9 protein-coding genes are annotated in these 15,556 nt (G+C 48.7%); 8 read left to right on the top strand and 1 reads right to left on the bottom strand.

Going from position 1 to position 15,556, the window contains the following annotated elements; genetic code table 11:
• From M3629_RS13935 to M3629_RS13920, 4 genes are all read left to right on the top strand, one after another.
• On the top strand, positions 1-681 hold the full coding sequence (locus tag M3629_RS13935) for a site-2 protease family protein (protein ID WP_251507255.1): 681 nt from the start codon (positions 1-3) through the stop codon (positions 679-681).
• 146 nt (positions 682-827) lie between these two features.
• Positions 828-1,592, top strand: coding sequence for an RsmE family RNA methyltransferase (locus tag M3629_RS13930; protein WP_251507253.1), 765 nt, complete (start codon positions 828-830; stop codon positions 1,590-1,592).
• Between the two features lie 2 nt (positions 1,593-1,594).
• Complete coding sequence (gene mtaB / locus M3629_RS13925) at positions 1,595-2,941, top strand: tRNA (N(6)-L-threonylcarbamoyladenosine(37)-C(2))-methylthiotransferase MtaB (RefSeq protein WP_251507249.1); 1,347 nt, start codon at positions 1,595-1,597, stop codon at positions 2,939-2,941.
• 103 nt (positions 2,942-3,044) lie between these two features.
• On the top strand, positions 3,045-3,482 hold the full coding sequence (locus M3629_RS13920; protein ID WP_251507457.1) for an NUDIX hydrolase: 438 nt from the start codon (positions 3,045-3,047) through the stop codon (positions 3,480-3,482).
• 81 nt (positions 3,483-3,563) lie between these two features.
• Here the strand turns inward: M3629_RS13920 and M3629_RS13915 are convergent, their stop codons facing one another.
• A complete protein-coding gene (locus tag M3629_RS13915) occupies positions 3,564-4,565 on the bottom strand; it encodes a Na/Pi cotransporter family protein (protein ID WP_251507246.1) in 1,002 nt (333 codons plus the stop codon).
• Between the two features lie 536 nt (positions 4,566-5,101).
• Here M3629_RS13915 and M3629_RS13910 point away from each other — a divergent pair.
• The 4 genes from M3629_RS13910 to addA all read left to right on the top strand — a co-directional run bounded on the left by M3629_RS13910 (position 5,102) and on the right by addA (position 15,523).
• Complete coding sequence (locus tag M3629_RS13910) at positions 5,102-6,478, top strand: class I SAM-dependent rRNA methyltransferase (RefSeq protein ID WP_251507243.1); 1,377 nt, start codon at positions 5,102-5,104, stop codon at positions 6,476-6,478.
• Positions 6,479-6,757: 279 nt separating this feature from the next.
• A complete protein-coding gene (locus M3629_RS13905) occupies positions 6,758-7,423 on the top strand; it encodes a hypothetical protein (RefSeq protein ID WP_251507241.1) in 666 nt (221 codons plus the stop codon).
• Between the two features lie 226 nt (positions 7,424-7,649).
• Positions 7,650-11,153, top strand: coding sequence for a helicase-exonuclease AddAB subunit AddB (addB, locus tag M3629_RS13900; RefSeq protein ID WP_251507238.1), 3,504 nt, complete (start codon positions 7,650-7,652; stop codon positions 11,151-11,153).
• Positions 11,150-15,523: a helicase-exonuclease AddAB subunit AddA gene (addA, locus tag M3629_RS13895; RefSeq protein ID WP_251507235.1), complete on the top strand. Its 4,374-nt coding sequence runs from the start codon at positions 11,150-11,152 to the stop codon at positions 15,521-15,523. Before addB ends, addA begins: the two co-directional genes overlap by 4 nt.
• Positions 15,524-15,556 lie beyond the last annotated feature (33 nt).

The raw sequence follows: 15,556 nt of genomic DNA, 5'->3' as shown, positions 1-15,556 counted from the left end.
ATGGATTTCTTAGATCGGATTTTCCGTCTTCCGCTGGATCAACTGCCTTTCTTCCTAGTGACCATTCTGATTGCATTTACGATACATGAATTTTCGCACGCATACTTTGCGAATAAATTCGGTGATCCTACAGCGAAGTTGCTTGGAAGAGTCACATTAAATCCGGTGGCGCACTTTGACCTGCTGGGCGTGCTGTTGCTTGTAATCGCGGGTTTTGGATGGGCGCGTCCTGTCCCTGTAAACCGTGCCAACTTTGACAAACCGAGACTCATGGGAACGATCGTATCTGTAGTAGGTCCACTAAGCAATCTGCTACTGGCTATTATCGGTGCAGTTATCTATGGAATATTGTTTGGATCAGGCGTGCTGGGGAACATTGAGAATGAGCGGGTCGTCACGGCTATAATGACATTTTTGCCGATGTTTAGTGTCACGAACTTTTTCCTGTTTATGTTTAATCTCATTCCTCTGCCGCCGCTTGACGGTTACCGCATTCTAGAAGATGTGTTGCCACCTTCGATTAGCCGCAAGCTTCAGGGTGTGGAACAATGGTCCATCATTGTCTTCCTGTTGATCTTAATTATTCCGCCATTACAGGCAGTCACAATTCAACCCCTATATTTGTTTGCTAATGACATGTACCGGGATTTAGTTGGTCTCGTTATTGAATTATATCTTTAATATAAGCTCATAAATGGTCAGTAATCGAACCGTAGTGCTGGTCATAAGCACATAAAAGTTGTATGATCATCTGTGGCGATTGGATTCTTGCCTGCTTCCAGCAGGAAGAATTCCAGTCATAACAGGAAAGAATGGGTGGACAACATATGCAGCGATATTTTGTATCTGCAGAGCAGTTCAGTGAACATGCAGTGGTGATAACAGGCGATGATGCCCGTCATATCGGCAAAGTCATGCGTGGCAAACCCGGAGACAAGCTGATTGTCAGCGACGGAAGCTCCAAAGAAGCATTGGTCGCCATCGATAGTATTGAAGCAGGGGAAGTAAAAGCAACGATCCTGGAACCGCTGGTAATGGATCGCGAAGCAAGGTTGAATGTAACGGTAGCACAAAGCTTGCCTAAAGGGGACAAGATGGAGACAGTCATCCAAAGATGTACGGAGATCGGAGCCGTATCCTTTGTGCCTTTCCTATCAGAGCGTACGATTGTGCAATATGACGCCAAGAAGGAAGGCAAACGTCTGGAGCGTTGGCGGAAAATTGCCAAGGAAGCTGCTGAACAGAGCCATCGCAACCGTATTCCGACCGTTGAGCAGCCGCTTTCCTGGAAAGGGCTGTTATCTTCTTTTGGGGACTACGATTTGGTATGTTATTGTTATGAAAAAGAGGACGGTAAACAGCTTAGAGATGTTCTGAAGCCGTTCGTGGAGCAGCTTGCTTCTGACACAGGAGCAAACGTGCTGGTTGTTGTTGGTCCTGAGGGTGGATTTTCCGAGAAGGAAACGGCTCAGGCCGATGAGGCAGGTGCGATATCTGTTGGACTGGGCAAGCGCATTTTGCGAGCCGAGACGGCTGGTATGGCTGCACTAACTTGTGTTTTATATGAATCTGGAGAAATGGGGGGAATGTAATTATGCCATCCGTGGCGTTTTACACCTTGGGCTGCAAAGTTAACTTTTATGATACAGAGGCGATTTGGCAATTGTTCAAAAACGAGGGCTACGAACAGGTAGACTTCGACGAACAGACAGCCGATGTCTATTTGATTAATACGTGTACCGTAACGAATACAGGTGATAAAAAGAGTCGTCAAATTATCCGCCGTGCCATCCGTCGCAATCCGGATGCGATTGTAGCGGTAACCGGATGTTATGCACAGACATCTCCTGCCGAGATTCTGGATATCCCTGGCGTGGACCTGGTCATCGGAACCCAGGATCGGGATAAAATTTTGCCATATGTAAATGAAATTCAGGAATCCCGTCAGCCCGTCAATGCGGTCCGTAACATTATGAAAACACGTGTATTTGAAGAAATGGATGTACCGGATTTCGCGGACCGTACGCGTGCGTTCCTCAAAATTCAGGATGGTTGCAACAACTTCTGTACCTTCTGCATCATTCCGTGGTCCCGTGGTCTTTCGCGTAGCCGTGAGGCAAACAGCATTGTTCAGCAGGCACATCAGCTCGTACAAGCGGGTTATAAAGAGATTGTCCTGACAGGTATTCATACAGGCGGGTACGGAGATGACATGGATAACTATGATCTGACCGACCTGCTGTGGGATTTGGACAAAGTGGAAGGTCTGGAGCGTATCCGGATCAGCTCGATTGAAGCTAGTCAGATTGATGACCGGATGCTGGATGTAATCAAACGTTCGGATAAACTGGTTCGTCATTTCCATATTCCGTTGCAAGCAGGAGATGACACTGTTCTGAAACGCATGCGCCGCAAATATACAACCGAAGAATTCTATAACAAAATGGTGCGTATACGTGAGGCGATGCCGGATGTTGCGATCACGACCGATGTTATTGTTGGTTTCCCAGGCGAAACAGATGAGATGTATCGTAACGGTTACGAGTTGATGCGTAAAATCGGTTTCTCGGAAATGCACGTATTCCCATACTCCAAACGTACAGGTACTCCGGCAGCGCGCATGGAGGACCAAGTGGATGACGAAATCAAAAATGCACGTGTGCATGAGCTGATTGAACTGTCTGAGCAGATGCAACTGGAGTATGCTGAGAAGTTCGTTGGGCAAGTGCTCGAGGTTATTCCTGAAGGTGAAGCAAAAGGCCGCGAAGGCAGTGGCAAGTTGCACGGATACAGTGACAACTACATTCAACTGGTGTTCGATGGAACGCCGGATATGGTAGGCAAGGTTTGCCGCGTGAAGTTGACTGAAGCCGGTGCCAATGAAAGCCAAGGTACGCTGGTTCGTGTACTGGAAGAGAATGTGAAACCCGCCGCGATGTAATTCAGGCGCTATGTACAAGGATTTCATTTCCTTGGGGAAAATACCCGAGGAGATGAGGTCCTTCTTTGCCAAGAAAAGAAATTGAAGTCAGATGGGGGAAAACATCATGAACAAAAAAGAAATTTCAGCAGGCGGCGTTGTCTACAGAACAGGTGAGGATGGCCAGATTCAAATCCAGCTCATCGTAGACCGTTATGGTAAAACGACACTTGCCAAGGGCAAAATGGAAGATGGAGAAACGATCGAACAGACGGCGCTCCGTGAGATTTTGGAAGAAACGGGTATGGTGGGCCGCATTGTGGAGCCTATTAATATCATTGCTTACACGTACCAACATGCCGAGTTTGGTCCAGTGGACAAAGAAGTGCACTATTATCTCGTTGAAGCACAGAGCGGTGACCTCCAGCCTCAGATTGAAGAGATTAAAGGTGTGGATTGGTATGCTCCAGATGAAGCATGGTCCAAACAGCGGCAGAATGGATACGATAATAACGATGACATTTTGCGCATTGGCCTGAACAAACTGGGCATTAACGTATAAAACAGCACGACATTACGTTTGAATGATGGTCTACTGACCTACACATTCTGTCGCCAATAATGCGGATATCATGAGGACTTATTAAGCGACAGGTTTCTTTGCCGCCGGGGCAAACACAGGTGTTTTTTTGTGCCAGATGGGCAAGTAACAGAACGGTAAAGCCAGCAATGAACTGATGATGTTAAAAAGGGTCTGGGCATGCGCAATCTGTGCCCCGTGGTCCGCTGACAGCCAGGCTGACGCTGCATGCAGCTGGCCAATCAGCGGCATAAACAGCAGTGCTCCCGCAATGTTGAGCACAACATGGGAGGCTGCTACAAATTTGCCTGCGGAAGCTCCGCCCGCGGCTGCAATAACAGCAGTGATACAGGTCCCGACGTTAGACCCGATCACAATGGCGATGCCGATCTCTACAGGCAGTACGCCTGTCGCTGCAAGTGTAATCGCCATGCTGATAACTGCGGCACTGCTGTGAATCAGCGCAGTCAGGCACGCACCGGCAAGAAAACCCCACCATAGGCTATCGGTCGAACGCTCCAGAAACCATTGAAATACACCCATGCTCCGAAGTGGAACGGCGATGGACTGCATGACTTGAATGCCCGTCATGACGAGAGCGAAACCTGCTGCTGCAAGAAAGCTGAATTGGATCGTCGCTAAAGTACGGCGAGTGCGTTCAGGAGCAATCTGGTTGCGTTCACCTAGGACAACAAAAACAGCCCAGCCTGTTAGAGATATAAGCAACAACGGCAGAGCAGCACGTCCGATCTGCAGACCGACAAGCTCTGTCGTTAAGCAAGTTCCAATATTGGTTCCCAAGATAATGCCGAGTGTGCGTCCGTAGGTAATTAAGCGCGCATTAGCTAGTCCTATGGTGAGTACCGTTACGGCAGTGCTGCTCTGTAGTAGAGCGGTCGCTCCTGCACTGAATGCCATGCCCTTCCATGGGGCAGAAGTGGCTCGGTTTAACCAGCCTGCCAGCATCGGCCCCGCCATGCGCTGTAGCGCTGTCTCCATCAGCTTCATACCGCCAAAAAAGATTATAAGCCCATATAACAGAGGCAGAATTACTTCTCTGAACATTCCGAATCATTCCTCCCCTCCCATTCCTTATCACTTATCCTATGAGGAAGTGGAGACAAGCATGACAAGCACAAGAGGAATTAAAACTGCCAGCCCCCAATTCAAAAGATACGGTGATTCGGCAAACGTAGCGGAGGGAACGAAATTGAATCCGAAGAAGCGAAGCGTTCGCCTGAAAGCTTTCTGAAAGAAAGCTACATCGGAAGCATAGGCTTGACATCGGATTTTCCCTTTGAAGAAAGGGAATCCAAAAAATCCGAGAACAACAGCGATCGTAGAATCAATTCGTCCCCGGAGCGTCATAAAACTGTCAGCTCCCAATTCAAAAGATACGGTGATTCGGCAAACGTAGCGGAGGGGACGAAATTGAATTCGAAGAAGCGAAGCGCTCGCCTTTGACATCGGATTTTCCCTTTTGAGAAGGGAATCCAAAAAATCCGAGGACAACAGCGATCATAGGATCAATTCGTTCCCGGAGCGGCCTCTGCCGTCCAAACCTATCTTTTCAACTAACTTACGAAAGAAGTGGATCAATCTTGTCATCCGTTACACTGGAACGAAGCCGCAAAAAGCGGTTGGAACATGCACATCCCTGGATTTTTAAAAATGAAATTGCATCCGTAGACGGCAACCCGGAACCGGGTGATATCGTCAATGTACTGAATCATCAAGGTCGCTATTTGGCGACAGGTTATTATAATCCGGCTTCCCAGATTACCGTTCGTGTAGTCTCGTACCAGCCTTTGGAGTTTGAACAGATGGATACCGCCTTTTTTGCGGCTCGTTTCCATGACTGTCTGCGTCACCGGGAACGCTTCATTCAGGATGGCGAAGCCTACCGTCTTGTTTATGGTGAAGCTGATTTCCTACCTGGATTGATCGTTGATCGTTTTGGTAGTATTTTAGTTGTGCAGATTCTTACACTGGGTATGGATCGTTGTCGTGAAGCCATAGTGCAGGCTCTCATTGAAGTGATGCAGCCGGAAGGTATCTATGAGCGCAGTGATGTATCGATCCGTGAACTCGAAGGCCTGGAGCAGATCAAAGGACCACTCTATGGAGAATGCCCGCGTCATGTGACTGTGACCGAAAATGGGCTACTTATCAAGGTGGATATCGTGGAAGGACAGAAAACAGGTTACTTCTTCGACCAGCGTGAAAACCGGGCTGCCATTGAACCATTGATGAAAGGCTGGGGGTACAAAAGCGGCATCACCGTGCAACAGGTCGAGCATGAAGGAACAGAACAGCTGTTGCCTGTGAACAAGGGTGGCAAAGTGGTTACTTTTCCGTATTGGGACGGTGCCACCGTGCTTGAATGTTTCTCTCATACCGGCAGCTTTACGCTGAATGCGTGCAAATATGGAGCGAAAAAAGTAACCTGTCTCGATATCTCTGAGCACGCCATCGAGAGTGCGCGAACGAATGTGGAGCTAAATGGATTCACAGATCGGGTCGAATTCGTGGTAGCCGACGCCTTTCAATATCTGCGTGAGCAAGTCAAAGGACTTGATGAGCGCAATGCGCGAGCACGAGCATCTGAGCAAAAGGTAGATACTTCCAAAGCGTTGTCCAGTGCTGGAAAAACGTTTGATGTCGTTATCCTTGATCCACCTGCCTTTGCCAAAACAAAATCAGCTGTCAAAGGGGCCTGCCGCGGCTACAAGGATATCAACTTGCAGGGCATGAAACTGGTCAACGAGGGTGGATATTTGGTAACCGCAAGCTGTTCCTACCACATGCGTCCTGACCTCTTCCTGGAAACGATTGCGGATGCAGCTGAAGATGCAGGTAAGGTATTACGTTTAATCGACTGGAAAGCAGCCGGTAAGGATCACCCGCAAATTTTGGGCGTAGATGAAGGGCATTACCTGAAATTCGCTATTTTTGAAGTGAGAAGCAAAAAAAATTAAGAATACTCTATTTATAGAATGACTTATGTACCCTGTGAGATAGACACTTTAAAAAGTCCATCTTATAGGGTATTTTATTTATGAAGAAAAGCTTGCTCTTGGCGAACAGCTTATATTATTGATTGAAAAGGATACAGTGTTCAGTCTTCATTCCGACTCATTTATATCTAGGTTAGCAACCGCAGGATTTAACTTGAAAAAAGGAGGAGGTCTGCTCGCTATGGTTACGGGGATGTTATTTGAAACGCGTAATGATAGACGTGGCAGGCGTACATTGACATGCGTAATCTAAAAGAGGGAATTCGAAAACAGTTTTATACTGAATTAGGGAAATTCATTGCACCAGAGGAGTATGTGGAATATAGAGAGCCTGATTCTAGCCCGACGGACTATGCGTTCAAGAAAAATGTCAAGCCGGGCATTGTTTGGAGCTTACATAGTCATCTGACTCATTCAAAACCTCCGTATGCTGTGTTTACAGTCATGGCCTGCCGTTATGAAGCTGCCACTGAACGTTTACGTACTTTTCTTGAAAAGCATCAAATCACGTTGATCTCAAATGCTCCAGTCGGCTTCGGCAATAGTGTTGAAAGGTATACACAGCAAAAACATTCTGTTCTTGTTTCCTCTGAAAATATACAAGAAGCTGCTCAGCAAACAGCAGACAGGTTCAAGGAAGCTGAAAGCAAGTATTTGCTGCCGCGCATAGATCAAGCTGTTGCTGTTGATGAATATTTGACCAAACGACCGCATCACTGGCCTACGGGTGATCTTTTTAACTGCTGTGTAACGATTTTAAGCTACGGATTGCTTACCAATGATCGGGCATTAGTGCAAAAGGGGATCGAACGTACATTTGAGATTTTGAACAAGCCGGGATATAGCCAGAGAAACCGTGATTTTTTCGAGGCCTTGCAGAAGGCTGTAGAGCATGAATTCATTTAACGAAATTGTAAACTTGAAAACAATTACTAGACGTATCTGTCACCGAGTTTGGTAATAAACGTCAATCCATAGGGAGCTGCTGGCTGTATTGAACAGGCGGCGGCTTTTTTTCATTAGCTATATTGTGTTCTTATTTGGTGGATCATGGCAAACGTATGTTCCGAATCGGAGAAGGTATGGTATACTGGAAATTAAAATCTTGTACGTGCAGTTTGGAGGATGACACATGTCCGTACGCTTTGTTATTGGCCGGGCAGGCAGTGGTAAGAGCACACTGATTACCCGAGAAATTACATCTCTGCTTAGACAGGAGCCCCAAGGAAAACCGTTGATTTTACTCGTTCCCGAACAAAGCTCGTTCCGGACAGAGCAGGCGTTGGTATCTTCGGGAGATATCAAAGGTACGATGCGTGCCGAAGTTCTTGGATTTCGTCGTCTGGCTTATCGCGTCATGCAGGAGGCTGGCGGTTCTGCTCGTGTTCCGATCGGAGCCGAGGGCAAAAAGATGCTTTTATATAAAGTCATTCAGCGTAGGAAAGAAGAACTGAGACTGTTTGCTGCTTCGGGAAGCCAGCTTGGCTTTATCGGGGAATTGACTAATTTATATAGTGAGTTTAAACGTTATGAAGTTCATGCTTCGGCACTCGAAGAAGGGCTTGCAACGTGGAGCATCGCATCGGCTTCACCTATTTTGGAGGATAAGCTCCATGATTTGAATCTGATCTACCATGATTATGAGAAGGAATTGGCGGATTTATATATAGATGATGAAGATACACTGAATGAACTGACAAGTCGTTTGCCAGAAAGTACATGGTTGCAGGGAGCCGAGGTCTGGATTGACGGATTCCATGGATTCACCCCGCAGGAGATGAGTGTCATTGGACAACTCATGTTACAAGCATCGTCTGTAACGATTTCCCTGACGCTTGATCGCACGTACGAACAAGGTGTGCTCCCTGGGGAACTTGAATTATTTTATCCAACGGCAAGTGCATATGTGCGTCTTAAAGGAATGGCTGAACATTTGGGTGTGTCTGCCGATACAACTGTTCTCCATGATGAAATCTTGCCGAGATTCAAGGAGCGGCCAGGACTTGCCCATCTGGAGGCCGGTTTTGATCGGCGTATTCGCTGGAGAAGTCAGGGTGAGGATTCAGGTATACGCCTGATGGCTGCGGAGAATCGCCGGGCAGAGCTGGAAGGTGCACTGCGTGAAATGCGTCGTCTGGCTCAGGAGGATGGAGCGAGATATCGAGACATGGCGGTACTTGTTCGTGGATTGGAGAGCTATGCTGATATTGCGGAGCCGTTATTCAGGGATTATGATGTTCCGGTCTTTCTGGACCGAAGACGAAGTGAGTTGCATCATCCGTTGGCTGAATTCATTCGTTCCGCACTGGATATCGTTCGGCGCAACTGGAGGTACGAAGATGTTTTTCGCTGTGTCAAAACGGATCTGCTGCTTCCGCTGGATGGTTCAATTACGCGTGAGGATATGGATCAGCTGGAGAACTATGTGCTTGCTTGCGGTATTCATGGATATCGTTGGACGGATGGTAAGGCGTGGAAGTATGTGCCGAGTCTGTCTTTGGAGGATCAAGGTCAGGAAGGAAGCAACCGAGGACGCGATGCAGTGTTATCGTTGATGGAAAACTGCAGAACCTTGATTACATCGGCACTCGGTACCTTTGAGAAACGAATGAAAAAAGCCAAAACGGTTGCCGCTCAGTGCGAGGCGTTATTCGGACTGTTAGAGGATGCAGACATTGCACATAAGCTGGATCAGATGTCTGCAGAGGCCAAGACACACGGTGACCCGGAGCGTTCCAGAGAGCATCGACAAATGTGGGGGGCTGTACTGGATCTACTGGATCAGATGGTCGATATGATGGGTAATGAACGCCTGGACATTACTTTGTTTGCGGGCATGATGGAGACGGGACTGACTGAACTCAAGCTGGGGCTTGTTCCCCCCGCCCTAGACCAGGTGCTGTTTGGTTCCATGGATCGCACACGTTTACGTGATATGAAATATGTATTTATTCTTGGAGCGGTTGATGGAGAACTGCCAGCGATCCCTCAGGACAACGGTGTATTGACTGAGCAGGAAAGATTGATGCTGACCGAGCGAGGAATGAGCCTTGGCCCTAGTGCAACCAGACTTATGCTGGATGAACGTTTTCTGATCTATACCGCTCTGACAGCAGCTAGCGAGCAGTTATGGCTGAGTTATCCGGTCGCAGATGATGAGGGGAAGTCACTACTCCCTTCCGAGATTGTGCGCCATGTTCGCAAAATGTTTGGATTGCAAGAGCAGCCTTTGCTTGCTCAGCCGCCCGTCTCGGATCTGGAATCCGTGCACCTCTCTTACGCGATTCATCCAGAACAAAGCCTCTCCATGCTGATTGGACAATTGCGCAGATGGCGTAGAGGAGAGGACATTCCTGAAATATGGTGGGCCGTCTACAATTGGCATGTGAACCGGGAAGCGAGTCGTCTTCAGCTGGAGCGGTTGCTGGGTTCTGTCTTTTATCGTAACCGTGCGCGGCGACTGGATACTTCGACCAGCCGCAGGCTGTACGGTACGGAGGTAAGAACGAGTGTTTCACGGATGGAACGGTTTGTAGCCTGTCCATTCTCTCACTTTGCATCACATGGGCTGAAGCTGAAGGAACGGCAGTTATATCGCCTTCAAGCTCCGGATATCGGGCAACTATTCCATGCTGCACTGAGTCAACTGGCGATGCGGCTGCGTGAGGAAAATCGTAGCTGGGGCAGTCTGACACCCGAACAATGTCGCCAGGAAGCCGAGCAGACGGTGGAGCAGATCGCTCCGCAACTCCAAGGGGAAATTTTGCTTAGCACAAAGCGTTATGGGTATATCTTCCGTAAATTAAAAGATATCGTCAGCCGGGCATCCGTTATTTTGGGTGAACAGTCCAGACGCGGTAGTTTTGAACCGATTGGATTGGAGCTGGATTTTGGTCCAGGGAAACCTTTGCCGCCGTTGCGTTTTGAACTGGAGAATGGGTGTGTACTGGAGATTGTCGGCCGGATCGACCGCGTGGATGTCGCTGAAGGAGAGAACGGTCTGTTGTTAAGAGTAATTGACTATAAATCCAGTCAGACAGATCTAAAGCTTCATGAAGTCTACTACGGGCTATCGCTGCAAATGCTCACCTATCTGGAGGTGCTGCTCAGCGCTGCTGAGGAATGGTTAGGGGAAACGGCGATGCCAGGAGGCACCCTCTATTTCCACGTGCATAATCCGCTACTGCAATCTGCAAACGGTATGACATCGGAACAGGCAGGACAGGAACTTCTGAAACGTTTTAAAATGAAAGGTCTGCTACTCGCTGACCGTGATGCCGTTGCTCAAATGGATAATACTCTTGATAAAGGACATTCCGCGATTATCCCAGTGGCATTAAAAGCAGATGGTAGCTTTTACAGCAGTGCTGCTGTTGCGACGCCAGAACAATGGGATACGCTGCTTGCTGCTGTTCGCGGTAATATTCGCGAGATTGGCACTCGCATTACAGATGGAGATACAGCCATTGAACCGTATCGGATACAGCAGGAGATCGCCTGTACGTTCTGTTCTTATAAATCACTTTGTCAGTTTGATGAAAATATTGAGGGGAACGACTATAAACTGCTGTCCAAACCGGGCAAACAGCAAGTTTGGGATATGTTGTCTCACAGCAAGGAAGGGGAAACGTTATGATGCATATGCCTAAACCGGAAGGCAGCTTCTGGAGTGATGATCAGTGGAGCGCCATTGCTGAACATGGAGAAGATATTCTGGTCGCCGCGGCTGCAGGATCGGGAAAAACGGCTGTTCTGGTGGAGCGGATTATTCGCAAAATCGCAGACCCTTCCCAAGGATTCAGCGTGGACCGCTTGCTGGTAGCCACGTTCACGAAGGCGGCGGCGGCCGAGATGAAACAGCGTATTCGGGAAGCGCTGGAGCGTGCGCTTGAGGAGCAACCGGAGGAGGAGCATTTGCGCAGGCAGTTGTCGTTGCTTGGACGAGCATCCATTACAACGCTACACTCCTTCTGTATGGAAGTCATTCGAAGGTATTATCAGCAGATTCCGCTAAATCCGGCTTTTCGAATTCTGAATGAAAATGAGGCTGAGATGCTTCGTCAGGAATTGCTGGAGGAGTTGTTTGAAGAGAAGTATGGCGAAGAAGACGAGGGCAGTACGTTTCGCGAACTGGTGGACTGGTTCAGTGGAGAGCGAAATGATGATGCAATGCACCGGCTAGTACAGCGTTTATACGATTTCTCGCGAAGCCATTCCTGGCCAGATCACTGGCTGATGGAGATGGCTGAAGCTTTTCAGGTGGAAAGTGTAGAGGCACTGGGGCAATCTGCATGGGTGCAGAGCATTTTACGGGATGCGGCTCTCGCTTTGAGCGGGGCGGCGGGTTTGTTGCGGCAAGGGGTTCAGATTTCGTTGCAACCGGAGGGTCCTGCACCTTATGCGGAGACACTCAAAGAGGATTTGGCGATGGTTGAAGAGCTTTTATCCGCTGTTGAGATCATGCCTTGGGATAGGTTGCCTGAGGTGTTCCAGCCAGCTGCATTCGGCAAATTGAAGCCTTGTAAAAAAGATCAGACCGATCCTGAGCTACAGGAACAGGTGAAGGAATTGCGGGAAACGGCCAAAAAGGCAGTCGCTGATCTGAAAGGTTCACTTTTTGGAAGGAGTGCATTCTCCTTCTGGCAGGAGCTGGAACAGGCTGCGCCGCTGATGCAGGAGCTTTCTCGTCTAGTTAGCACTTTTGGCGAACGGTATCTTCAGGCGAAGCAGGAACGCGGACAAGTTGATTTTAACGATCTGGAGCACTATTGTCTGCACATTTTGCGCCATGAGGATTCGACCCCTGAACATTCAATGCCGTCAGATGCGGCGATGGAATATCGTGCACGTTTTGATGAAGTACTGCTGGATGAATACCAGGATACCAACACGGTTCAAGAGGATATCGTTAGGCTGATCTCCAGAGAGAATCCAGGTAACCGATTTATGGTCGGTGATGTTAAGCAGAGCATTTACCGTTTTCGCTTGGCTGAACCCGGCCTGTTCATGAACAAGTATCGTAACTATACTCCAAGTATTCATGTGGATACGGAGAACAACGGAGAGAATGGTACAAGAACAGGGATAGCAACGGGAACGGGGAAACGAATCGACCTTGCCCGCAATTTCCGTAGTCGTGCTGAGGTGGTGCATTCCGTCAACGTCATATTCAGACAGTTGATGAATGAAGGGGTCGCTGAGATCGCTTATGATGAACGGGCTCAGCTGGCTTACGGGGCTTCCTTTCCAACAGATACACTTGGAAGTGAGGCCTACACACCTGAGCTTGTGTTAATTGATCGCCAAGGCAGCGGAATCGATGTATCGGAAGGTACGGAAGACGGTGTGGATGCAACCGCAGTTGCAGAACTGGAGAGTGCCGAACTCGAAACGGCTCAATTGGAAGCGCGCGCCATCGCAGGGCGTATTCGAGAGATGGTCGGAGAGACAGACAAGCCTGCGCTGAGTGTGTATGACAAGGCTTTGCAAACGATGCGTCCGGCACGTTATGGAGACATTGTTATTTTGTTGCGTTCCACGCTGATGTGGGCACCGCTGATGATTGAGGAATTCAGACAGCAGGGTATCCCTGCAGGTGGAGAGCAGAGCAAGGGATATTTTCAAGCTACGGAAGTGGAAGTGATGTTATCTCTGTTGCAGCTTGTGGACAATCCAAGACAGGATATTCCTCTGGCCTCCGTACTTCGTTCTCCCATGGTTGGGTTAGATGAAGAAGAGCTTGCTCAGATTCGTCTGGGGGATAAAAGACAGTCCTTCTATGATGCCGTTGTCTCTGCTACAGGAGAGTGGAGAAGTGCCTCCGATATGACTGGTCAACGTTCTCAGCCTGGACAGGGTTCGAATGTGGACGATTTGGTTCAGATGCAGTGGCCAGAAGGCTGGTCAGAAATCGAACAGGCTCAGCGCCAATCAGCCGTTACTGCGGAGATGAATGTTGATTCGGGAGTTGATCTGCACACGGAAGCGAGTGAACAAGAGGCAGGCTTTACGGATGGAAAAGAAGGAAAAGAACTCGCGCACTCGCAGTTGCAACAGAAACTCATTCATTTCATGCGTCAGTTGGAACAGTGGAGACTCGAGGCAAGACAAGGCAGTTTAAGTGAGCTAATCTGGCGTATTTATCGGGAAACCGGATATTTGGATTGGGTTGGCGGACTTCCTGGTGGTCAGCAGCGCCAAAGTAATCTGAAGGCTCTGTATGATCGGGCGCGTCAGTATGAGGAAGCAACTGCAAACCGCGGGCTGTTCCGGTTCCTGACATATGTCTCAAGACTGCGGGAAAATGGCGGAGACCTGGGCACCGTAGCCAGCGGTTCAGGGGAACAGGATAATGCGGTCCGAATTATGACGATCCATCGAAGCAAAGGGTTGGAGTTTCCGATTGTGTTTGTTGGCGGTATCTCCAAAATGTTTAATCAACAAGATCTGCATGCACCGTTTCTGATGCACAAGGAACTTGGCTTTGGGCCGAGGTTTGTGGATCGTGACAACAGGGTGGCTTATCCTACATTAGCCAATCTGGCTATTCGTCGCCGTGCTCAGTTTGAACTGCTGGCGGAAGAAATGCGAGTGCTGTATGTGGCTTTAACCCGTCCAAAAGAAAAGATGGTACTGGTAGGCACCGTGAAGGACGCTGCCAAAAAGGCCCAAACCTGGTCACAGGTTAAAGACAGTCCAGAGCTTGCGCTACCCGATTATCTGCTTGCTGCGGGACGGAATTATCTGGATTGGATCGGGCCAGCGCTGATCAGACACCGGGACGCCGCGGTGTTGCGTGAGCTTGCAGGTGATCGTGATTCTTATGCGGCTTGCCTTGCGAGTGATGAATCACGCTGGAGCATATCCGTGGTTGCTGCGGATCGGGTATCTCTCCAGCAACACGCCGACCTTGTGGAGCGTGAAGAAGATGAATTAACTGGATTGCGGAGAGAACGATTGGCTGCTCTGCATGCGGCGAAACCCGTCAGATTAAACCCATCGACAGAAGTGATCGATAACACCGGGAGCATACAAGCCAATCCGGTTTCAGAGATTGAATCGGTAACGGCAGATCAGAAGACGGATGAACGGACAGAATTAAAAGCGAACAGTGAAGAGGTTCTGGAAGTTAATGTTCAAAATGCACTTGTGCGTGAGATAGATAAGCGGCTTTCCTGGACCTATCCATATGAATCAGCTTCACAAGTGGCGGCGAGCACTTCGGTAACCGAAATCAAGAGTCTGTTATCGACGCAGGAGGATACTTCATACCCCGTTATGGAAGAGTTGCAGGAGCAAGCTTGGACTGGAGGCAGTGATAGTAAGTGGAATGGAAGCAATGATAGTAAGACGAGTCCAGCGACACAAGCTTCGTTCAAATTACACTTGCGTCGTCCCAAATTCATGGGAGAGCGGCAACTGACAGGAACAGAACGGGGAACGGTGTACCACACGCTCATGCAGCATCTCCCTGTAGATGGATCTGTTGTGGATGAAGCGATTGTGGATGAGACGATTTCGCGCCTGCTGGCGATTCAAATATTGCTTCCTTATCAAGCAGAGGCGATTGAACGAAGTGAACTGATTGCTTTTTTTGATACACAACCAGGAATGGAGATGTTGCGTGCGGCGTGGATTCGAAGGGAAATCCCGTTCACGTATGGTCTCCCGGCAGATCAATCTCCTGAGGAATGGATTCGTGGGTTACGGCCAAACGAGGAGCAGGAGATACACAGTGAAAACGATAGAGTACAGGCTGTGCTGCAGGATGAAACGGTGCTCGTCAGGGGGATTATTGACTGTCTCTATGAGGTTGATGGTGAACTTGTTCTGCTAGATTACAAGACGGATCGAGTGCTTGAACATCGCGGAGGAGTGGAACCTCTGGTTGAAAACTATCGTTTCCAGCTACGGCTGTATAAACGGGCAATTGAAGATATATTGGGTCGCCAAGTCGACCACATGTGGCTTTATTTTTTCGATGGCGGTCATGCGGTTAAATTATAAAAGGTTTAGAGAGTTTTTGCGTTTTGAATGCCT

Source organism: Paenibacillus polysaccharolyticus, from assembly GCF_023714295.1.
Taxonomy (GTDB): Bacteria; Bacillota; Bacilli; order Paenibacillales; family Paenibacillaceae; genus Paenibacillus; species Paenibacillus polysaccharolyticus_A.
The sequence above is the reverse complement of the archived record's forward strand: the minus strand, read 5'-3'. Positions and strand labels throughout refer to the sequence as shown.